This is a genomic window from Klebsiella scottii, assembly GCF_036561945.1.
Taxonomy (GTDB): domain Bacteria; phylum Pseudomonadota; class Gammaproteobacteria; order Enterobacterales; family Enterobacteriaceae; genus Klebsiella; species Klebsiella scottii.
Genome location: NZ_JARXNI010000020.1, coordinates 2,410,689 through 2,432,471, shown reverse-complemented (window position 1 = coordinate 2,432,471; position 21,783 = coordinate 2,410,689). Strand labels below are relative to the sequence as shown.

At 56.4% G+C, this 21,783-nt stretch carries 17 protein-coding genes; 7 read left to right on the top strand and 10 right to left on the bottom strand.

Annotated elements, in window-relative coordinates:
* Positions 1-206 precede the first annotated feature (206 nt).
* Positions 207-758: a peptidoglycan L,D-endopeptidase MepK gene (gene mepK / locus QFI97_RS19160; RefSeq protein ID WP_045855436.1), complete on the top strand. Its 552-nt coding sequence runs from the start codon at positions 207-209 to the stop codon at positions 756-758.
* Between the two features lie 13 nt (positions 759-771).
* Positions 772-1,419 (top strand): MBL fold metallo-hydrolase, encoded by a 648-nt coding sequence (locus QFI97_RS19155; protein ID WP_095095717.1) that lies wholly within the window; start codon positions 772-774, stop codon positions 1,417-1,419.
* Between the two features lie 66 nt (positions 1,420-1,485).
* Here the strand turns inward: QFI97_RS19155 and QFI97_RS19150 are convergent, their stop codons facing one another.
* The 4 genes from QFI97_RS19150 to pncB all read right to left on the bottom strand — a co-directional run bounded on the left by QFI97_RS19150 (position 1,486) and on the right by pncB (position 7,284).
* A complete protein-coding gene (locus QFI97_RS19150; protein WP_095095720.1) occupies positions 1,486-2,676 on the bottom strand; it encodes an amino acid aminotransferase in 1,191 nt (396 codons plus the stop codon).
* A 191-nt stretch (positions 2,677-2,867) separates the two neighbouring features.
* Positions 2,868-3,923, bottom strand: coding sequence for a porin OmpF (ompF, locus tag QFI97_RS19145; protein ID WP_095095723.1), 1,056 nt, complete (start codon positions 3,921-3,923; stop codon positions 2,868-2,870).
* A gap of 591 nt (positions 3,924-4,514) precedes the next feature.
* Positions 4,515-5,915, bottom strand: coding sequence for an asparagine--tRNA ligase (gene asnS / locus QFI97_RS19140; RefSeq protein ID WP_095095726.1), 1,401 nt, complete (start codon positions 5,913-5,915; stop codon positions 4,515-4,517).
* 166 nt (positions 5,916-6,081) lie between these two features.
* Positions 6,082-7,284, bottom strand: coding sequence for a nicotinate phosphoribosyltransferase (pncB, locus tag QFI97_RS19135; protein WP_095095729.1), 1,203 nt, complete (start codon positions 7,282-7,284; stop codon positions 6,082-6,084).
* A gap of 329 nt (positions 7,285-7,613) precedes the next feature.
* Here pncB and pepN point away from each other — a divergent pair, with 329 nt between their 5' ends.
* Positions 7,614-10,229 (top strand): aminopeptidase N, encoded by a 2,616-nt coding sequence (gene pepN / locus QFI97_RS19130; protein ID WP_346431802.1) that lies wholly within the window; start codon positions 7,614-7,616, stop codon positions 10,227-10,229.
* Between the two features lie 51 nt (positions 10,230-10,280).
* Here the strand turns inward: pepN and ssuB are convergent, their stop codons facing one another.
* Genes ssuB through ssuE form a run of 5 tightly spaced genes read right to left on the bottom strand, consistent with a single transcriptional unit; the run spans position 10,281 to position 14,525 of the window.
* Positions 10,281-11,054 (bottom strand): aliphatic sulfonates ABC transporter ATP-binding protein, encoded by a 774-nt coding sequence (gene ssuB / locus QFI97_RS19125; protein ID WP_095095734.1) that lies wholly within the window; start codon positions 11,052-11,054, stop codon positions 10,281-10,283.
* Positions 11,051-11,842, bottom strand: a complete 792-nt coding sequence (ssuC, locus tag QFI97_RS19120) for an aliphatic sulfonate ABC transporter permease SsuC (RefSeq protein ID WP_346431801.1) — start codon at positions 11,840-11,842, stop codon at positions 11,051-11,053. The genes ssuB and ssuC overlap by 4 nt, the downstream gene beginning before the upstream one ends.
* Before the next feature lie 10 nt (positions 11,843-11,852).
* Positions 11,853-12,998 carry an FMNH2-dependent alkanesulfonate monooxygenase gene (gene ssuD, locus QFI97_RS19115; RefSeq protein ID WP_095095741.1) on the bottom strand — a complete coding sequence of 382 codons (1,146 nt, stop codon included), beginning with the start codon at positions 12,996-12,998 and terminating at the stop codon, positions 11,853-11,855.
* Positions 12,995-13,957: a sulfonate ABC transporter substrate-binding protein gene (locus QFI97_RS19110; protein ID WP_346431800.1), complete on the bottom strand. Its 963-nt coding sequence runs from the start codon at positions 13,955-13,957 to the stop codon at positions 12,995-12,997. Before QFI97_RS19110 ends, ssuD begins: the two co-directional genes overlap by 4 nt.
* Positions 13,950-14,525, bottom strand: coding sequence for an NADPH-dependent FMN reductase (ssuE, locus tag QFI97_RS19105; RefSeq protein ID WP_095095749.1), 576 nt, complete (start codon positions 14,523-14,525; stop codon positions 13,950-13,952). The genes QFI97_RS19110 and ssuE overlap by 8 nt, the downstream gene beginning before the upstream one ends.
* 252 nt (positions 14,526-14,777) lie before the next feature.
* On the opposite strand from ssuE, the gene pyrD reads away from it, so the two are divergent.
* Together pyrD and zapC are read left to right on the top strand one after the other, a co-directional pair.
* Complete coding sequence (pyrD, locus tag QFI97_RS19100; protein ID WP_095095752.1) at positions 14,778-15,788, top strand: quinone-dependent dihydroorotate dehydrogenase; 1,011 nt, start codon at positions 14,778-14,780, stop codon at positions 15,786-15,788.
* A 167-nt stretch (positions 15,789-15,955) separates the two neighbouring features.
* Entirely contained in the window at positions 15,956-16,498 is a 543-nt protein-coding gene (gene zapC, locus QFI97_RS19095; RefSeq protein ID WP_331835662.1) for a cell division protein ZapC, read from the top strand.
* Positions 16,499-16,543: 45 nt separating this feature from the next.
* Here zapC and QFI97_RS19090 read toward each other — a convergent pair whose 3' ends face one another.
* On the bottom strand, positions 16,544-17,653 hold the full coding sequence (locus QFI97_RS19090; RefSeq protein ID WP_095095758.1) for a YcbX family protein: 1,110 nt from the start codon (positions 17,651-17,653) through the stop codon (positions 16,544-16,546).
* Between the two features lie 98 nt (positions 17,654-17,751).
* On the opposite strand from QFI97_RS19090, the gene rlmKL reads away from it, so the two are divergent.
* Together rlmKL and QFI97_RS19080 are read left to right on the top strand one after the other, a co-directional pair.
* Entirely contained in the window at positions 17,752-19,857 is a 2,106-nt protein-coding gene (gene rlmKL, locus QFI97_RS19085) for a bifunctional 23S rRNA (guanine(2069)-N(7))-methyltransferase RlmK/23S rRNA (guanine(2445)-N(2))-methyltransferase RlmL (RefSeq protein ID WP_095095761.1), read from the top strand.
* Positions 19,858-19,869: 12 nt separating this feature from the next.
* Complete coding sequence (locus QFI97_RS19080) at positions 19,870-21,777, top strand: ABC transporter ATP-binding protein (RefSeq protein ID WP_095095764.1); 1,908 nt, start codon at positions 19,870-19,872, stop codon at positions 21,775-21,777.
* The last annotated feature ends 6 nt before the right edge of the window (positions 21,778-21,783 follow it).

The window sequence follows — 21,783 nt, the reverse complement described above, 5'->3', positions numbered from 1 at the left end:
GTTGGCAATAATGCCCGGTAAGGTGCCTTTCGTGCGCCAGAAGTGCATATTACACAACACCATTAAAACTGCCTTGAGGCGATTGGTCCGGGAACCCCCTGACGCTTGTTCTGCTAAGTGCGCGGGGGAGTAGACGTCGCTAATAAAGAGGCTGCTTGAAGGATGGCGTGTATATTTCGATTCATTTACTTGTAGACCTGATTATCATGGACAAATTTGACGCTAATCGCCGCAAACTGCTGGCGCTAGGTGGCGCTGCGCTAGGTGCCGCTGCCATTTTGCCTGCGCCGGCATTTGCCACCCTCTCGACCCCCCGACCGCGTATTTTGACGCTGAATAACCTGCATACCGGTGAATCACTCAAAGCGGAATTCTTCGATGGCAGAGGCTATATTCAGGATGAATTAGCAAGACTTAACCATTTTTTCCGTGATTTCCGCGCGAATAAAATAAAGTCCATCGATCCGAGTTTATTCGATCATCTTTATCGCCTGCAGGGATTACTTGGCACCAATAAGCCTGTCCAGCTTATCTCCGGCTATCGTTCCCTCGATACCAACGATGAGCTACGTGCACGAAGCCGTGGTGTAGCCAAACATAGCTACCACACCAAAGGCCAGGCCATGGATTTTCATATCGAAGGCATTTCGTTGAGCAATGTTCGCAAAGCGGCGTTATCTATGGGCGCGGGTGGTGTAGGATATTACCCACGTAGCAACTTTGTGCATATTGATACCGGTCCGGTAAGGCACTGGTAACGAAAGGAGCGTCATGAACTATCGTATTATTCCGGTTACCGCGTTCGCCCAGAACTGCTCTTTAATCTGGTGTGAGCAAACCCGACTTGCTGCGCTGGTCGATCCTGGCGGTGATGCAGAGCGAATCAAACAGGAAGTGACGGCAGCAGGCGTCAGCCTGATGCAGATTTTGCTCACTCACGGTCATCTCGACCACGTTGGTGCGGCAGCCGAGCTGGCGCAACACTACGGCGTGCCGATTATCGGACCGGAAAAAGAAGATGAGTTCTGGCTGGAAGGACTCCCTGCGCAAAGCCGGATGTTCGGCCTGGAGGATTGCCAGCCGCTGCATCCTGACCGCTGGCTTAATGAAGGCGATGTCGTCAGCGTGGGGAACGTTTCTCTGCAGGTTCTGCATTGCCCAGGCCATACGCCGGGACACGTTGTTTTCTTCGATGACGCGTCGCGGCTGCTGGTTTCCGGCGACGTTATCTTCAAAGGTGGCGTCGGGCGCAGCGACTTCCCGCGCGGCGACCACGGGCAGCTGATCGACGCGATTAAACGCAAGCTGCTGCCTTTGGGCGATGACGTGACCTTTATCCCCGGCCACGGGCCGATATCAACGCTAGGCCATGAGCGTTTGCATAACCCTTTCCTGCAAGATGAAATGCCGGTCTGGTAACCATTCCGGACGCTAAATATAAAGAAGGCCGCATATGCGGCCTTCTTTTTTTAGGGTACAGCGGCGTTACAGTACGGCGACGATCGCTTCACACAGCGGCGCCATATTGTCCGGCGTCATGCCGGCAACGTTAATGCGCCCGGAAGCCACGGCGTAAATCGCGAACTCTTCGCGCAGACGCAGAACCTGCTCTTTGGTCAGGCCGCTAAACGAGAACATGCCGTTTTGCTTAATGATGAAGGAGAAGTCGCGGTTAGCGCCTTTTTCCTGCAGGGTATTAACGAACAGCAGGCGCATACGCTGAATGCGCTGACGCATGTCGGTCAGCTCCTGCTCCCAGATAGCGCGCAGCGCATCGTTGCTGAGAATTGTCGCCACAACGGCAGCGCCGTGTGCCGGCGGGTTGGAGTAGTTAGCGCGGATCACTGACTTCATCTGGCTGAACGCGCGGTCGACGGTGTCGCTATCGCTTGCCACCAGCGTACAGGCGCCAACGCGCTCATTGTACAGGCCGAAGTTCTTCGAGTAGGAGCTGGCAACCAGCAGCTCTTTGTGCAGCGCGGCAAACGCGCGCAGGCCTTCAGCATCTTCTTCCAGACCGCGGGCAAAGCCCTGATAGGCGAAGTCGAACAGCGGCAGCCAGCCCTTATCAACGGAGAGCTGCGCCAGCTGTTGCCACTGCTCCAGCGTCGGATCGATACCGGTTGGGTTATGGCAGCAGCCGTGGAACAAAACAACGTCGCCAGCCTGGGCTTCATTGAGGCTTGCCAGCAGACCGGCAAAGTCGAGAGTGCGGTTAGCCGCATCGTAGTAGGTGTACTCGCGAACTTCGAGGCCGGCGGAATTGAATACGCTCTTGTGGTTCGGCCAGCTCGGATTGCTCACCCAAACGCGCTTAACGTCGGTATTTTTGGCAAGGAAGTCGGCGGCAACGCGCAGGCCACCGGTACCGCCTGGAGTCTGGGCGGTACGCGCGCGCTTATCGCTGACGATAGCGCTTCCTTTACCGAACAGCAGCTCCTGCGTGCATTGACCAAATTCCGGAATACCATCGATACCCAGATAATTTTTGGTGGTCTCATTCTCCAGCAGATATTGCTCTGCCTTCTTCACGCTGGTCAGGACCGGGGTTTTACCCGTTTCATCTTTATAAACGCCAATCCCGAGGTTAATTTTTGTAGGACGGTCATCGGCACGAAACAGATCGGCCAGGCCCAGAATAGGGTCGGCAGGGGCGGCAGTAATGTTCTCAAACATGACGAGGTTCCATTGTGATTACTGAAGGGAGTTCCGCTATCAGGGTAACGGGAGAATGAGCAATTGCCAACCGTTTGCGACAAAAAGCGCGAAGGTTTTCCAAAGTTACGATCTTTGCCTTAGTAACGCAGAAAAGCAGGACCGAAGTCCTGCTTTTTAGGCATATCACGAAGGGGTGTACTGATTAAAACTTAGAACTGGTAAACGATACCCACGGCGACGGTGTCGTCGGAATTCACGCCCAGTTTGTTGTCGCTATCGATCTGGTTGATCTGATAATCGACATAGGTAGACATGTTTTTGTTGAAGTAGTAGGTTGCGCCGACATCAATGTAGTTGATGTAGTCTTCGTTACCCACACCCTCAACGTTTTTCGCTTTAGATTTGTAGTAAGCGATGGACGGACGCAGGCCGAAATCAAACTGATACTGCGCAACGATGGAGAAGTCCTGAGTCTTGTTGGCAAAACCGTCAGTAATACGGGTCGCATTACGGGTTTCGCCGTACAGAGCTGCCAGGTAGATGTTGTTCGCATCATATTTCAGACCGGTTGCCCACTGCTCGGCTTTATCGCCTTTACCGCGAGTCAGAGCCTGCTGTGCATCGGTACGATCCGCTGCGCCGTATGCGCCGACAATGCCGAAGCCGTCGATGTCATAGCTCAGAGAGGTTGCCCAGCCGTCGCCGTTAGAGCGGGAAGCGTCTGTGTGCTCGTTTTTGCCCAGGTACTGTACGCCAAAGCTCAGGCCGTCAACCAGACCGAAGAAGTTGGTATTACGGTAGGTTGCGAGACCACCGGTACGACCTGCGAAGAAGTTATCGCTGGAACCGGTGTCGCCACCAAACTCAGGCAGCATATCGGTGACGCCGATAGCGTCATACACCAGGCCGTAGTTACGACCATAGTTGAAGGAGCCTGCATCGCCGAATTTCAGACCGGCGTATGCCAGACGGGTTTTGTTGCCGCTCTGAGCGTCGCTACCTTCAGTGTTATTACCCTGGAAGTTATATTCCCACTGGCCGAAACCGGTCAGCTGATCGTTGATCTGGGTTTCACCTTTAAAACCTAAACGTGCATAGGTCTGGTCGCCGTCATTACCCTTGTTATCAGAGAAATAGTGCAGACCTACGGTTTTACCGTACAGATCGAGTTTGTTGCCGTCTTTGTTATAGATTTCTGCAGCATTTGCTGCGCCGGCTACCAGCAGGGCAGGGATCACCGCTGCCAGAATATTGCGCTTCATCATTATTTATTACCCTCATTAGTATTTTTATATGAACACTTGCCACTGCCGCCAATACATTCTGTCAATGAAAATTTACAGAACCATTGATGATAGTTTGGTGTCTGAAGGCATCTTTCCATCCGCGACATCGTTTCGCTAGCCGGAAAATGCTACCAATGTCGCATATGAGTAACAATTAGAAAGTGTATGTAACAAAATGTGAATTTTTGGGAACTTTGTGAACTCAATCAAAATTCCATTCCACTTTGCGTATAAAATCGTCATGGCTTATATATCTATATGAATTAATTATGATTAATTTAGATAAGAGCCGATTTGTGCATTTTGTGGCTGGTTTTCGCTTTTTTTTTACTCAACGTTTGTCTTTGCATGTTGTGCGGTGGGTGGTTAAGAAATGAGCAAAATAATCAGGCATTTCGCCCATGAATGAACATAAGGTGCGCTTTCTCGTTTCGGCGGGTAGCGAAATAGTGAGTAACATAAATGTGAAGCGGAAGGCTTGATGTTTAAATTTCTTGATATTCGTTAACAATAGCTGACATAAAAAAGGGCCAGCTTACGCTGACCCTTTTTACAAAGCGGTAATAAAAATCAGAATGTCGCGCTGCGCGGGGTGCGCGGGAACGGAATGACGTCGCGAACGTTCTGGACGCCGGTTACGTAGGCAATCAGACGCTCAAAGCCCAGTCCGAAACCGGAGTGCGGAACGGTGCCGTAACGGCGCAGGTCGCGGTACCACCAGTAGTCTTCTTTATTAAGACCCATTTCCGCCATGCGCGCGTCAAGCACGTCCAGACGCTCTTCACGCTGCGAACCACCGATAATTTCACCGATGCCCGGCGCCAGAACGTCCATTGCGGCGACGGTTTTCCCGTCTTCGTTAAGGCGCATGTAAAACGCCTTGATGTCTTTCGGATAGTTTTTTACCACCACCGGTGCTTTGAAGTGCTCCTCTGCCAGATAGCGCTCGTGCTCGGAAGAGAGGTCCACGCCCCAGTAAACCGGGTTTTCGAACTGCTTACCGCAGTTTTCGAGGATCGTTACCGCGTCGGTATAATCGACCTGGGCGAAATCGGCAGACACGAAACGCTCGAGGCGATCGATCGCATCTTTATCCACGCGCTCGGCGAAGAATTTCATGTCATCCGCGCGCTCTTCCAGTACGGCCTTGAAGACGTACTTCAGCATCGCTTCCGCCAGGCCCGCAACATCGTTCAGGTTGGCGAAGGCCACTTCCGGTTCCAGCATCCAGAATTCCGCCAGATGGCGGCTGGTGTTGGAGTTTTCCGCACGGAAGGTCGGACCGAAGGTGTAGATTTTTGACAGCGCGCAGGCGTAGGTTTCGCCGTTCAGCTGGCCGGATACGGTAAGGAACGACTCTTTGCCGAAGAAGTCCTTATCGAAATCCACTTTGCCCTGGTCGTTACGCGGCAGGTTTTCCAGATCCAGCGTGGAGACGCGGAACATTTCACCTGCGCCTTCGGTATCAGAGGCGGTAATCAGCGGGGTAGAAACCCAGAAGAAGCCCTGCTCGTCAAAGAAGCGATGCAGCGCCTGCGCCAGAGTATGACGCACGCGGGCAACCGCGCCAATCAGGTTGGTACGCGGACGCAGGTGGGCAACTTCGCGCAGATACTCGATGCTGTGGCGTTTAGCCGCCATCGGGTAGGTATCCGGATCTTCGACCCAGCCGGTAACTTCTACGCTGCTGGCCTGAATTTCGAAGCTCTGGCCCTGGCCCTGAGATGCCACGACTTTACCGGTGACGATGACCGAACAGCCGGTAGTCAGACGCAGCACTTCCTGATTGTAATTGGGAAGAGAATTACTAATGACGGCCTGTACAGGATCAAAGCAGGAACCGTCATAGACGGCCAGGAAGGAAAAGCCAGCTTTTGAATCTCGGCGGGTACGTACCCATCCGCGGACGGTGACTTCGCTGTCAACCGCAACACGGCCCTGGAGTACGTCGGCTACAGGCACAACGCTCATAATAGTCTCTCTATTCGTAGTCCAATAAAAATATCTGTTTCCCCCGGCAATCGGGGGATATCTATGTTACCTGTCATCTTCCATCAGACAAGCAGATTTCGCACCGCGAGGGAGAGTTTTCGGAAATAAATAAGGAACAAGGAGCCAGAACGGCTCCTTGTGGTGATTAACTGGCCTTTTTAATCGGCGGCAGGTCGAAGGCTTCGCGCAGGGCGCGCACAAATGCCTTATCGTGACAGATGGTTTTGCCCGGGCTGTCAGAGAGCTTGGCCACCGGCTTGCCGTTGCATTCCACCAGCTTGATCACGATATTGAGCGGCTTAACCTGTGGAATATCACAGGTTAAGCGCGTACCGATGCCAAAGCTGAGATTCACCCGCGATGAGAAATGACGATACAAATCGACGGCTTTCGTCAGGTCGAGGTTATCGGAGAAGACCAGTACTTTACTCAGCGGGTCGATACCCAGCTTCTGATAATGGGCGATGGCTTTCTCGCCCCATTCAACCGGATCTCCGGAGTCGTGGCGCAGACCCTGATAGCGTTCGGCGAATTCCGGGCCGAAATCACGCAGGAAGGCATCCATAGTAATACAGTCGGTCAGGGCAATGCCCAGCTGGTCCGGATACTCTTCGAGCCAGGCGGCAAGGGCCGCGCGCTGGCTGCTGGCAAGGTTCGGGCTGATCTGCTGATGGGCCTGGAACCATTCATGAGCCTGAGTGCCCATCGGCGTCAGATGCAGGCGACGAGCCAGGTCGTAGTTGCTGGTGCCGGTAAACCACGGCTCCTGCTGCAGACGTTCGACGATAGCCTGCTGTACTTCGCGCGAGAAGCGACGACGGGTACCGAAGTCCATTAAGCGAAAGCGGCTCATATCGATATCGGCCGTGATTTCCCGGAAGTCGCTCAGCTTGCGTTCGAGGGTCTCCAGCGCCAGCTCAACGCCGATTTCCGGCGAGCGGTAGCGGTGAACCAGCTCGCTGATCACCGCCAGCAGCGGGACTTCCCACATAATGACTTCACGCCAGGGCCCGGAGAGACGAATGTTCAGCTTGCCGTTGTCGTTACTGACGGTGACCTGCTGCGGGTCGTAACGGAAGTCGCGCAGCCAGTCGAGATAATCGTGCGAAAAGAACGGCAGGGTCGACAGCCAGTGATACTCATCGTCCTGCAGCTTCAGGTCGCGCATGGCCTCAACCTGTTCGCGAATCGCATCGGCATAGATGCCGAGCAAATCATCCCCGCGGCAGCGGAACTCCGCCGCAACGTGTACATCGTAATAGCGGTGGAAGACGGCCTGCTGCATGTGCAGCTTGTAGGCATCCGTATCAAGCAGCGAGTGCAGTACAGGAGAAGTGAATTGTGTCATGGTGCGCGGTAGCATCCTCTCACTGGAGCGTTTCCATCAAAACCTAAGCAGAAAAAAGGAGGCGGAGTATAGCTTTATTCCCCGACTCTGTCCCGCAGTGAAGGCCGATGGCGACGCTGACGGTCATTTGCGAGGCCTAGTTTAATATATTGAACACGGATCACACCACAAGCTTTGCACCGGGTCGAGCGCATTTCGTGCCTCCTGTGTTATCAAAATGTAGCGATTTTCGTGTTTGACGTTGAAAAGATGAAGATTCTGCATAGCGAGAACATCACAACAGGAATAGACTGGGTTTGACACTTTATGGAACATGCTAAAGGTTTTTTATGACACAACAGCCCCAAGCCAAATACCGCCACGACTATCGTGCGCCGGACTATCTGATTAGCGATATCGATTTGACCTTTGACCTGGATGCCGCGAAAACCGTTGTTACGGCTGAGAGTAAACTCTCCCGTCACGCGGCTGCGTCTGATGTGCCATTGCGTCTGGATGGCGAAGACCTGACGTTGGTCTCTCTGCAGGTTAACGGTCAGCCGTGGAGCGACTATAAAGAAGAAAATAACCAGCTGGTTATTGGCGGTTTACCGGAACATTTCACCCTGACTATCGTCAATGAAATCAGCCCGGCGGCCAATACCGCGCTCGAAGGGCTGTATCAGTCAGGCGAAGCGCTGTGCACGCAGTGTGAAGCAGAGGGCTTCCGCCATATCACCTGGTACCTGGACCGCCCGGACGTTCTGGCGCGTTTCACCACCAAAATTATCGCCGATAAGGCGAAATACCCGTACCTGCTGTCTAACGGCAACCGCGTGGCGCAGGGCGAGCTGGAAAACGGCCGTCACTGGACGCAGTGGCAGGACCCGTTCCCAAAACCGTGCTATTTATTCGCGCTGGTGGCCGGTGATTTCGACGTCTTGCGCGACACTTTCATCACCCGTTCCGGACGCGAAGTGGCGCTGGAGCTGTTCGTCGATCGCGGCAACCTTGACCGCGCGCCGTGGGCGATGACGTCGCTCAAAAACTCGATGAAATGGGACGAAACTCGTTTCGGCCTCGAGTACGATCTCGACATCTATATGATTGTCGCCGTCGACTTCTTTAATATGGGGGCGATGGAGAACAAAGGGCTGAACGTCTTTAACTCCAAATACGTGCTGGCGCGTACCGATACCGCCACCGATAAAGACTACCTCGATATCGAACGCGTGATTGGCCACGAATATTTCCACAACTGGACCGGCAACCGCGTGACCTGCCGCGACTGGTTCCAGCTGAGCCTGAAAGAAGGCCTGACCGTGTTCCGCGATCAGGAGTTCAGCTCCGATCTGGGCTCGCGCGCGGTGAACCGCATCAATAACGTCCGCACCATGCGCGGGCTCCAGTTTGCCGAAGACGCCAGCCCGATGGCCCATCCGATTCGTCCGGATAAGGTTATCGAGATGAACAACTTCTACACCCTGACGGTATATGAAAAGGGCGCGGAAGTGATCCGCATGCTGCATACCCTGCTGGGTGAGGACAACTTCCAGAAAGGCATGCAGCTGTACTTCGAGCGCCATGACGGCAGCGCCGCCACCTGCGACGATTTCGTTCAGGCGATGGAAGACGCGTCGAACGTTGACCTGTCTCATTTCCGCCGCTGGTACAGCCAGTCCGGTACGCCGGTAGTGAGCGTGCATGATGACTATAATCCGGAAACCGAGCAGTACCGCCTGACCATCAGCCAGCGCACGCCGCCGACTTCCGAGCAGGCGGAAAAACAGCCTCTGCATATTCCGTTTGATATCGAGCTATATGATAACGAAGGCAAGGCGATCCCGCTGCAGAAGGGCGGGCATCCGGTGCATCACGTGCTGAACGTCACCCAGGCCGAGCAGACCTTTGTCTTTGATAACGTCTACTTCCAGCCGGTTCCGGCGCTGCTGTGCGAATTCTCCGCGCCGGTGAAGCTGGAATATAAGTGGAGCGATCAGCAGCTGACGTTCCTGATGCGCCACGCGCGCAACGACTTCTCCCGCTGGGATGCGGCGCAGAGCCTGCTGGCGACCTACATCAAGCTTAACGTCAACCGCCATCAGCAGGGTCAGCCCCTGTCGCTGCCGGTTCACGTCGCCGATGCGTTCCGCGCGATCCTGCTGGATGAGAAGATCGATCCGGCGCTGGCGGCAGAGATCCTGACGCTGCCGTCCGCCAGTGAAATCGCCGAGCTGTTTGCGATTATCGATCCGATTGCCATTGTGGCGGTGCGCGAAGCGCTCACCCGCACGCTGGCGAAAGAGCTGGCGGATGAATTCCTCGCTATCTACAACGTCAATAAGCTCGACGGCTATCGCGTAGAGCATGCCGATATCGGCAAGCGCTCGCTGCGCAATACCTGCCTGCGCTACCTGGCGTTTGGCGATGCTGAGCTGGCGGATAAGCTGGTCGTCGCCCAGTATCATCAGGCCGACAACATGACCGACGCGCTGGCGGCCCTGTCGGCGGCGGTGGCGGCGCAGCTGCCGTGCCGCGATGCGCTGATGCAGGAATATGACGATAAATGGCATCAGGATGGCCTGGTCATGGACAAATGGTTGATCCTGCAGGCCACCAGCCCGGCGGATAATGCGGTAGATGCGGTACGTGCGTTGCTGAATCATCGCTCGTTCAGTATGAACAACCCGAACCGCGTCCGCTCGCTGATTGGCGCCTTTGCCGGCAGCAACCCGGCGGCCTTCCACGCCGAAGACGGCAGCGGATATCAGTTCCTGGTGGAGATGCTGACCGAGCTCAACAGCCGCAACCCGCAGGTGGCCTCGCGTCTGATTGAGCCGTTGATTCGTCTGAAGCGTTATGATGCCAAACGCCAGGCGCTGATGCGCGCGGCGCTGGAGCAGCTGAAAGGTCTGGAGAATCTCTCCGGCGATCTGTTCGAGAAAATCAGTAAAGCGCTGGCGTAAAGGGCGTTCCGCTCCCGGATTGCGGCGGCAGCGCCGCGCTCCGGGAGCCGTTTAGCCGTGACTGAACAGGCGTGGCGAGGCTTCGTGCCTGCCGCGCTTCATTACTCTGTTGAGAACTTCTGCCTCCAGCTCCGCCAGCCGCGCCGAACCGGTATGCCGCGGGCGCGCAATATCCACCGTGACGTCCAGCCCAATCTTGCCCTCTTCAATCAACAGCACCCGATCGGCCATCGCCACCGCTTCGCTCACATCGTGAGTCACCAGCAGTACGGTGAACCCATGTTCCTGCCAGAGCGAGACGATTAAATCCTGCATTTCAAGGCGGGTGAGGGCGTCAAGCGCGCCCAGCGGCTCGTCAAGCAGCAGCAGGCCGGGGCGATGAATCAGCGCCCGGGCCAGCGCCACGCGCTGCTTTTGTCCGCCGGAAAGCGCCGCTGGCCATTCGTTGGCGCGATTTTCGAGGCCGACGCTGGCCAAAGCCTGCAGGGCCGCGTCTCGCCACGAGCCTTTAAGCCCCAGGCCGACGTTATCGATCACCGTTTTCCACGGCAGCAGGCGCGAATCCTGAAACATCATGCGGGTATCGTCCTGGATTTGCGCCAGCGGCGTCGAGCCCGCCAGCAGCTCGCCGGCGTTGGGTTTCTCCAGCCCGGCCAGCAGACGCAGCAGGGTACTTTTACCGCCGCCGCTGCGCCCGACCACCGCGACGAACTGCCCGGTGGGAATATGTAAATCAAGCGCGTTAAGAATCGTGTTTTCGCCGTAGCGTTTGGTCACGCCGTTGAGCAACAGCGGGATCCCAGGGTTCAGACGGGCGGTCGTCATGCGTTAGCCTCCTGAAGATGATAGGCCGGATTCCAGCGCAGCCAGACGCGCTCCAGCAGCTGTGCGCTGAAGTCGGCCAGTTTGCCTAGAATGGCGTAGAGAATGATGGCCACGACCACCACATCGGTTTGCAGAAATTCTCGCGCGTTCATAGCCAGGTAGCCGATGCCGGCGTTTGCCGAGATGGTCTCGGCGACAATCAGCGTTAGCCACATCAGGCCGAGAGCGAAGCGAATACCCACCATGATTGACGGCAGGGCCCCGGGCAGAATCACGTGACGAAATAGCGCAAAGCCGGATAGGCCGTAGCTGCGCGCCATCTCGACCAGCCCGCGGTCAATGTTACGAATACCGTGCCAGGTGTTGATATAAATCGGGAACATGGTGCCCAAAGCGACGAGAAAAATCTTGGCGCTCTCGTCGATGCCGAACCATAAAATAACCAGCGGAATCAGGGCCAGGTGCGGCACGTTGCGCAGCATCTGAATCGAGGTGTCCAGCAGACGCTCTCCCCAGCGCGAGAGGCCGCTAATCATCCCCAATGCCAGGCCAATGGAGCCGCCGATAGCGAAGCCAAGCAGCGCGCGCCACGAGCTGATGGCCAGATGTTGCCAAAGCTCGCCGCTGGCGGAGAGCGTCCAGAAGGCTTTCAGCACCCCTTCCGGCGAAGGCAGGATCCGGGTGGAGAGCCAGCCCACCGAAGAGGCGAGCTGCCAGATGATGACGGTGCCGACCGGTAAAAACCAGGGGGCAAGGCGAATCAGGAGTTTTTGCCCAGGGGTTGCCATATGTCGCTCCTCAGCTCTGCGCCGCTTTACGCGGGATAAATTCATTCGCTACCGCTTCACCCTGCGGACGCAGACTCTGCGGCTGCGGGATTGACGGAATATTGACGTCCAGCAGCGGGAACAGCAGCTCGCCGACGCGCAGGGCTTCTTCAAGGTGCGGATAGCCGGAAAGCACGAAGCTATCGATGCCGAGATCGGCATATTCATTGATACGCTCGGCGACCGTGGCGGCATCGCCGACCAGCGCGGTTCCGGCGCCGCCGCGCGCCAGCCCGACGCCGGCCCACAGGTTAGGGCTGATTTCGAGCTTGTCGCGCTGGCCGTTGTGCAGCGCGGCCATTCGGTGCTGGCCGACGGAATCCGTTTGCGCAAAGGCGGCCTGCGCCCTGGCGATAGTGTCATCATCCAGATGGGAAATTAAGCTCTCCGCCGCCTGCCAGGCCTCTTCGTTAGTTTCACGCACAATCACATGCAGGCGGATGCCGAAGCGAACCTTACGACCGTGGCGCGCGGCCTTTTCGCGCACCTGGGCGATTTTTTCCGCCACCTGCGCCGGGGGCTCTCCCCAGGTCAGATACAGATCGACCTGCTCGGCGGCAAGATCCTGCGCCACTTCAGAGGATCCGCCGAAGTAGAGCGGGGGACGCGGCTGCTGCAGCGGCGGGAACATCAGCTTCGCACCGCGCACGCGCTGATGCTTGCCGTTGAAGGTCACGGTTTCGCCCTCCATCAGCCGGCGCCAGATATGGGTAAATTCCGCCGAGGCTTCGTAGCGCTCGGTGTGATCGAGGAACACGCCGTCGCCGGCGAGCTCCTGCGGGTCGCTGCCGGTCACCAGATTAAACAGCGCCCGGCCGTTGGAGAGTCGATCCAGCGTCGCCGCCTGGCGCGCCGCGACCGTTGGCGAAACGACGCTCGGACGCAGGGCGACGAGAAATTTCAGGCGCTGAGTCACCGGGATCATCGAGGCGGCCACCAGCCAGGCGTCTTCACATGAGCGTCCGGTGGGGATCAGGACGCCGGTAAATCCCAGCCGATCGGCGGTCTGCGCAATCTGCTGCAGATAGCCGTAGTCAACCGGACGCGCGCCTTGATCGGTCCCAAGATAGCGACCGTCACCGTGAGTGGGTAAAAACCAGAACATATTCAGACTCATGATTTCGCTCCTTGAATGGCTGCGGGCTGCCAGATGCGCGCGCGGATATCGACTTTTTTCGGCACCAGCTTGTTCTCATAGAACAGGTCGGCGGTTTGCTGCTGGCGCGCGGCCGTTTCGGCGCTAACCGGCGTAATGGTGGTTGGCGGGCGGTGGTCGAGATAGCTGGCTATCACCGCTTCAGGAAGACCCATGATTTTGGCCAGCAGGGCAATGCTTTGCGGACGCTGGCTGAGCGTCAGCGCATCGGCCTGGCTAAAGGTTTGCAGCACGCCTTCAATAAAGGCGCCGTTTTTTTCCGCATAAGGACGAGAAGCGAGATAGAAAGAGCCGGTTTGCTTCAGGTCGGTTCCATCTTTCAGAACCCGGGCGCCGCCCTGCTGGAGAGCCGCGGAGTAGTAGGGGTCCCAGATAGCCCACGCGTCGACGTTACCTTGCTGGAAAGCCGCACGGGCGTCGGCGGGAGCGAGATAGACCGCCTGAATATCGTTGAACGTCAGGCCCGCCTGCTGTAGCGCGCGGAGCAGCAGGTTGTGGGAGCTGGAGCCGCGCTGAAAGGCGACCTTATGGCCCTTTAGCTGCGCGACGTTTTTAATCGGGCTGTTTTCCGCCACCAGAATCACTTCGGCTTTGGGTTTAGGCGGTTCGGCGCCGACATAGACCAGATCGGCCCCGGCAGCCTGGGCAAAAATAGGTGGAATATCGCCGGTGCTGCCAATATCAATGCTGCCGACGTTCAACGCTTCGAGCATCTGCGGGCCGGCGGGAAACTCCACCCATGAGATTTTGGTGCCCGGGTAGCGTTGTTCCAGCAGCTGGTGGCTTTTCGCCAGCACCATGCTGACGCTGCCTTTTTGATAGCCGACGCGTAGAGCATCCGGCTCGGACTGCGCCGCGTGGGCCAGGGCGGAGAGCATCAGCAGCCCGCCGAACGCCAGGGGAGCCAGGAGATTACGCATGTTCGACCCCGTGCGTTGCTTTGAGGGCAGGCGCGCGGCTGGTTGGGCGATGAAGCGCCTGCCAGAAGGTTTCCAGCGCGTGGTCGAGGCGACCCTGCAGGTTTGGCGTAAACTGCGGCTTGTGCTGGTAGTCAGTCACCTGGCTGTCATCGGCAAACACGCCGTGGAGGATCTCCTGGGCCTTCAGCGCGTTGAGAACCGGCTTCAGGGCATAATCCACCGCCAGCATATGGGCGATAGTGCCGCCGGTTGCCAGGGGCAGGACGATTTTTCCTTCCAGCGCGCGTTCCGGAAGCAGATCGAGCAGCGTCTTCAGCGCGCCGGAGAAAGAGGCTTTATAGACCGGAGTGGCGATAATCAGGCCATCCGCGCCGGCCAGCTGTTCGTTCAGAGTATGCAGCGCCGGATTATCGAAACGGGCATAAAGAAGATCTTCCGGGGCAAAATTCTGCAGGTGCCAGTGGCAGACTTCAACATCAGCGGCGGAGAGCGTCTCTCTGGCGTATTCCAGAAGGGCGCTGGAACGGGAAGGGTAGCGCGGGCTACCCGCTAGTGTAATGACACGCATGTTCTCTCTCTCCTTATAACCAAATGTTCGCATTTATCTATTATTGATAACATTTACTGGCAGTGTGACAGAGGCGATTTATTTACCTAAATGATTTTTCCACCCTTGTTTTGTCAGAATTTGCATAAAGAAGGGCGGAAAAGTAAACGTTTGCGTTGGATGGACGATTTTTTGTCGTAGGTCAATTCCCTTTCCGCTGAGGATCGAACATAATACGCCCCCGGTTTGCACACCGGGAATCCAGGAGAGTTCATGTACTACCCCTTCGTTCGTAAAGCTCTTTTTCAGCTCGATCCTGAGCGCGCTCATGAAGTAACCTTCCAACAATTACGCCGTGTATCGGGAACGCCGCTTGAGATGCTGATCCGCCAGAAGGTGCCGGCTAAACCGGTGACCTGCATGGGACTCACGTTTAAGAATCCGCTGGGCCTTGCCGCCGGGCTGGATAAAAACGGCGAGTGTATCGATGCGCTCGGGGCTATGGGTTTTGGTTCAATCGAAATTGGTACCGTGACGCCGCGCGCGCAGCCGGGCAACGATAAGCCGAGGATCTTCCGTCTGGTTGCGGCAGAAGGTTTGATCAACCGCATGGGCTTTAATAATCTCGGCGTTGATAACCTCGTCGAGAACGTTAAAAAGGCGCATTTTGACGGTATTCTTGGGATTAATATCGGTAAAAATAAAGATACCCCGGTTGAGCAGGGCAAAGATGATTACCTGATTTGTATGGAAAAAGTCTATCCCTATGCTGGCTATATCGCCATTAATATCTCCTCACCGAATACCCCGGGCCTGCGCACGTTGCAATATGGCGACGCGCTCGACGATTTACTTTCCGGTATTAAAAATAAGCAGCTTGAGCTGCAGCAAAAGCATCAAAAATATGTCCCCGTGGCCGTGAAGATCGCCCCGGATCTTTCCCTCGAGGAATTGATCCAGGTAGCCGATAGCCTGGTTCGCCATAATATTGACGGCGTGATTGCCACCAATACCACCCTCGATCGATCGTTGGTGCAGGGAATGCAATATTGCGATGAAACCGGTGGCCTGAGCGGTCGTCCTCTGCAATTAAAAAGCACTGAGATTATCCGTATGCTGGCGACAGAATTAAACGGCCGCTTGCCAATTATCGGAGTAGGCGGGATTGACTCTGCGATTGCAGCCCGGGAAAAAATGGCCGCCGGCGCGACGCTGGTCCAGATTTATTCTGGCTTTATTTTTAAAGGCCCGCCGCTGATTAAAGAAATTGTTACCAATATCTAATCTTTTCCCCCTCTGAAACACCCCCAGGGCTTTATTTCCGGCCCTGGTTGTTTTATATTCCCTCATTGTTGCTTATTTAGACATTTTAGTCTTTTCTTAATTTTGGAAATAATTCTGTTGCCGTATGCCGTGCATTACAGATAGAAGTGAAAGAGGACGGGGGAAAAATGCGGATTAAACCTGACGATAACTGGCGTTGGTATTACGATGAAGAGCACGATCGCATGATGCTCGATTTGGCCAATGGTATGTTGTTCCGCTCGCGCTTTGCGCGCCGGATGCTGACGCCCGATGCATTCGCGCCATCCGGGTTTTGCGTTGACGACGCCGCTCTTTATTTTTCCTTCGAAGAAAAATGCCGGGATATAGAATTATCTAAAGAGCAGCGCGCTGAATTAGTGCTTAACGCGCTGGTTGCCATTCGTTTTCTTAAGCCCCAAATGCCGAAAAGCTGGCATTTCACCACCCATGAAGAGAGCTGGCAGCCCGGCGGCGGCGATACCGCCAGCGCCTGGCTCAGCGATACCGGGCAGCAGGTGAATCTGCTGGTGGTGGAGCCTGGCGAAAATGCCGCACTGTGCCTGCTGGCCCAGCCGGGGTTAACGTTGGCCGGACGGGTGATGCAGCTTGGCGACGTGATTAAAATTATGAACGACAGACTACAGCCCGCCCCGCGTATCTCCAGCTACAGCCTTGGCGAGGCGGTTTAAGGCGGCGAGCCTCTTTGGCTGCCAGCTGAAGAACCTCTGAAGACCTCAGGGCGCCAGGCGTAAGTCGGTTTTTGGTACGCAGCTGCAGCACAGAATAGTGCCATCCGCCGCAACGGCGTTTTTCTTCAGCGGGCTGACCTCACCTTCCTCAAGCCGAATGCGGCAGCTGCCGCAGATGCCCGCCCGGCAGGAGTAGGGCACGCGGATCCCCTGTTGCTCCAGCTGTTCCAGCAGAACCTGCTGGTTATTCCCGGTAAAACTCTGTCCCTGCCACTCAATATCAACCGTCGCATTCTGCTGAGCTGCAGAAGGTTCACTATCATCGCTTTCGCCCGCCCCGTAGGCCTTTGCCGGGCCACGCTTCAGCACCTCGACTTCATCGCCCACGCGGATAACGCCGCTGCTGCGGGCAATCAGATTTTGACCGAAATCGACATCGCCATTATCCACGGCGGTGCGAAAGCGTTGCAGCGTGGCTAGCGGTTCGCCGGACGGATGCTTTTGTCCGCGTTCCGGACTGACGGTGGTAAAAATACAGCGGCTGCAGGGCTTGGCGACATCAAAAGTCACTTCGCCAATGCGGATCACCTTCCAGCTATCTTCCTCCCACGGCTCGGCGCCGGTGACGACCAGGTTAGGGCGAAACTGCTCCATACGTACGCTGGCCGTACAGCGCTGCTGCAGGTCGCGCAGCGAGGCTTCATTGGTGAGTAAATAGGGGTAACCGTCGGCAAAGGTGAGCGGGACGGCGTCATGGCGCTTAACGCGGCGGGTCAGCTGCGGTCCCAGCCAGCGAAGCTGAACCTGGCGATTAAAGAAGCCGCTAAGCCATTGGTTAACCGTTGACGGCGCAACCAGGGCGGTGAAATGGTTTCCCCACACCTCGGTAGGCTCGCCCTGAGGCGCGAAATCAGCGAAGCGAACGATCGCGCTGCTGCCGTCAGGAGCGGTCAGATGAACGCCGTCCTGCAGCGGGGAGGGGGTGAATTTCACCATCTGTGGAAACTGGCGGGCGGTAATAAAGGTGCCATCCGTTTCCGTCACCATAAACAGGCGATCGAAGGCCAGGCCGCTGATATCGGCAAACGCATGCGTCAGGCCAATTCCACGCATGGATTTGACGGGATGAATAAAAAGTCGCGATAGCGTTTTCATGCGTAGTCTCTGGGCTTAAAAATAAGCCTTTAACTTTATGACATGGGGCGCATATTGGCTATAATGCGCACCAATTTTCTTTTAGTAAAAGTGACGATATGAATTCTCTGTTTGCCAGTACGGCTCGTGGGCTTGAAGAGCTGTTAAAAACTGAACTGGAATCACTTGGCGCAGCGGACTGCCAGGTAGTCCAGGGCGGGGTCCATTTTCAGGGAGATACGCGCCTGCTGTATCAAAGCCTGATGTGGAGCCGGCTGGCCTCACGCATCATGCTGCCGTTAGGCCAGTGTAGCGTGTATAGCGATTTGGACCTGTACCTCGGTGTACAGGCCATTCCATGGACGGAGATTTTCACCCCTGACGCCACCTTCGCCGTGCATTTTAGCGGGCTGAACGATGAGATTCGCAACAGTCAGTACGGGGCGTTAAAGGTTAAAGATGCCATCGTCGACAGCTTCACGCGTAAAAATCTGCCGCGGCCGAACGTCGATCGCGAAAATCCCGATCTGCGAATCAACGTCTGGCTGAACAAAGAGACGGCGCATATCTCTTTAGATCTGAGCGGCGAAGGCCTGCATCTGCGCGGCTACCGCGACGGCACCGGGATGGCGCCGATCAAAGAGACGCTCGCTTCTGCGATCGTCATGCGTTCCGGCTGGGTGCCGGGAACGCCGCTGCTCGATCCGATGTGCGGTTCCGGTACGCTGCTGATCGAAGCCGCGATGCTGGCGACCGATCGCGCTCCAGGCCTGCATCGCGGCCACTGGGGCTTCAACGGCTGGGTCCAGCACGATGACGCGGTCTGGAAAGAGGTGAAGGCCGAAGCCCAGACCCGCGCCCGTAAAGGGCTGGCGGCATATGAGTCGCGTTTCTACGGGTCTGACGTCGACGCGCGGGTTATTGAACGCGCGCGCAGCAATGCCCGTCGCGCAGGCGTTGGCGAACTGATTGCGTTTGCAGCGAAAGATGTCGCTCAGCTCAGCAACCCGCTGCCGAAAGGCCCGTACGGGACCGTTATCAGCAACCCGCCGTACGGCGAACGTCTGGAAAGCGAGCCGGCGCTGATTGCCCTGCATAGCCTGCTTGGCCGGACGATGAAAAGTCAGTTTGGCGGCTGGAATCTGTCGCTGTTCAGCGCTTCTCCGGATCTGCTGAGCTGCCTGCAGCTGCGGGCAGACAAGCAGTTTAAGGCCAAAAACGGTCCGCTGGACTGCGTGCAGAAAAACTATCACGTTGCCGAAAACGAAGGCGGTAAAGCGGTATCGCTTGCCGAAGATTTCGCCAACCGCCTGCGCAAAAACCTGAAGAAATTTGAGAAGTGGGCGCGCCAGGAAGGTATTGAATGCTACCGCCTGTATGATGCCGATCTCCCGGAATATAACGTCGCTATCGACCGCTACGGTGAGTGGGTGGTGGTGCAGGAGTATGCGCCGCCGAAAACGGTCGATGCGCATAAAGCCCGCCAGCGTCTGTTTGATATTATCGCCGCGACGATTTCGGTATTAGGTATCGCGCCGAATAAGCTGGTGTTGAAAACCCGCGAACGGCAGAAAGGGAAAAACCAGTACCAGAAAATGGCTGAAAAAGGCGATTTTATCGAGGTACAGGAGTATAACGCTCGTCTGTGGGTCAACCTGACCGATTACCTCGATACCGGTCTGTTCCTCGACCACCGCATCGCGCGGCGTATGCTTGGTGAGATGAGCAAAGGCAAAGATTTCCTCAACCTCTTTGCCTATACCGGCAGCGCCAGCGTCCACGCCGGTCTTGGCGGCGCGCGCTCGACGACCACCGTCGATATGTCGCGCACCTACCTCGAGTGGGCCGAGCGAAATCTGCGTCTCAACGGGTTAACCGGCCGTTCGCACCGCCTGATGCAGGCCGATGTGCTGGGCTGGCTGCGCGAGAGCGATGAACAGTTCGACCTGATCTTTATCGATCCGCCGACGTTTTCTAACTCGAAGCGTATGGAAGAAACCTTCGACGTACAGAGCGATCACCTGCGCCTGCTGACCGATCTTAAACGTCTGCTGCGTAAAGGCGGCACGATTATGTTCTCGAACAATAAACGCGGTTTCCGTATGGATCATGACGGGCTGGCGCAGCTTGGACTGAAGGCGCAAGAAATTACGCAAAAAACGCAATCTCAGGATTTTGCCCGTAACCGTCAGATTCACAACTGCTGGCTGATTACTGCAGCCTGAAAGGAATAAAGAATGTCATTGATTAGTATGCATGGGGCCTGGCTCTCCTTCAGCGACTCTCCGCTGCTGGATAACGCCGAGTTGCATATCGAAGATAACGAGCGCGTGTGCCTGGTTGGGCGTAACGGCGCGGGCAAATCCACCCTGATGAAGATCCTCAACCGCGAGCAGGGTCTGGATGACGGGCGCATTATTTATGAACAGGATCTGGTCGTTGCGCGTCTGCAGCAGGATCCGCCGCGAAATATCGCGGGTACCGTGTACGACTTCGTTGCAGAAGGCATCGAAGAGCAGGCGGCGTACCTCAAAGGCTATCACGACGTTTCCCGTCTGGTGATGACCGACCCGAGCAACAAAAATTTAAACGAGCTGGCGCGTCTGCAGGATCTGCTGGACAACCTCGGTCTGTGGCAGCTGGAGAGCCGCATTAACGAAGTGCTGGAGCAGCTGGGCCTCGATGCCAACGCCGAGCTGGCCTCTCTGTCCGGCGGCTGGCTGCGTAAAGCGGCGCTCGGCCGCGCGCTGGTCAGCGGCCCGCGCGTGCTGCTGCTGGATGAACCGACTAACCACCTCGATATCGAAACTATCGACTGGCTGGAAGGCTTCCTGAAGACCTTCAAAGGCACCATCATTTTCATTTCGCACGACCGTTCATTTATTCGCAATATGGCGACGCGGATCGTCGATCTCGATCGCGGCAAGCTGGTGACCTATCCAGGCAACTACGATCAGTATCTGCTGGAAAAAGAAGAAGCGCTGCGGGTTGAAGAGCTGCAGAATGCGGAGTTCGATCGCAAGCTGGCGCAGGAAGAAGTCTGGATCCGCCAGGGGATCAAAGCACGCCGTACCCGTAACGAAGGCCGCGTTCGCGCCCTGAAGGCGATGCGTCGCGAGCGCGGCGAACGCCGCGAAGTGATGGGCAGCGCGAAGATGCAGGTAGAAGAGGCTTCACGCTCGGGCAAAATTGTCTTCGAGATGGAGAACGTTAACTACCAGGTTGGCGGCAAGGTATTGGTCAAAGACTTCTCGGCGCAGATTCAGCGCGGTGACAAAATAGCGCTGATTGGCCCTAACGGCTGCGGTAAAACTACGCTGCTGAAGCTGATGCTCGGTCAGCTGCAGGCGGACAGCGGACGAGTTCACGTCGGCACCAAGCTGGAAGTGGCCTACTTCGATCAGCACCGCGCCGAGCTGGACCCGGACCGGACGGTGATGGATAACCTCGCTGAAGGCAAGCAGGAAGTGCTGGTTAACGGCAAGCCGCGTCACGTGCTGGGCTATTTGCAGGACTTCCTGTTCCATCCGAAGCGGGCAATGACGCCGGTTCGCGCGCTGTCCGGCGGGGAGCGTAACCGTCTGCTGCTGGCGCGTCTGTTCCTGAAGCCCAGCAACCTGTTGATTCTCGATGAACCGACCAACGACCTGGATGTCGAAACCCTTGAGCTGCTGGAAGAGCTTATCGACGGCTACCAGGGCAGCGTGATGCTGGTCAGCCACGATCGTCAGTTTGTGGATAACACCGTCACCGAATGCTGGATCTTCGAAGGCGAGGGGCGCATCGGTCAGTACGTTGGCGGCTACCACGACGCGCGCGGACAGCAGTCGCAGTCTTTGGCGCAAAAACAGTCCGTGGCCAAAAAAAATGTTGAAGCCGCGCAGCCGAAAACGGAAAGTGTTAAACGTGCGGCGAGCAAACTAAGCTATAACCTTCAGCGTGAGCTGGAGCAGCTGCCGCAGCGTCTGGAAGAGCTGGAGGCCCGGCTGCAGAGTTTGCAGGATCAGGTCGCTGACGCCTCTTTCTTTGGTCAGTCGCATGACCATACGCAGCAGGTGCTGGCGCAGCTGGCCGAAGCGGAACAGGCCCTGGAAACGGCCTTTGAGCGCTGGGAATATCTCGAAGGATTAAAAAACGGCGCATAAGCTGAG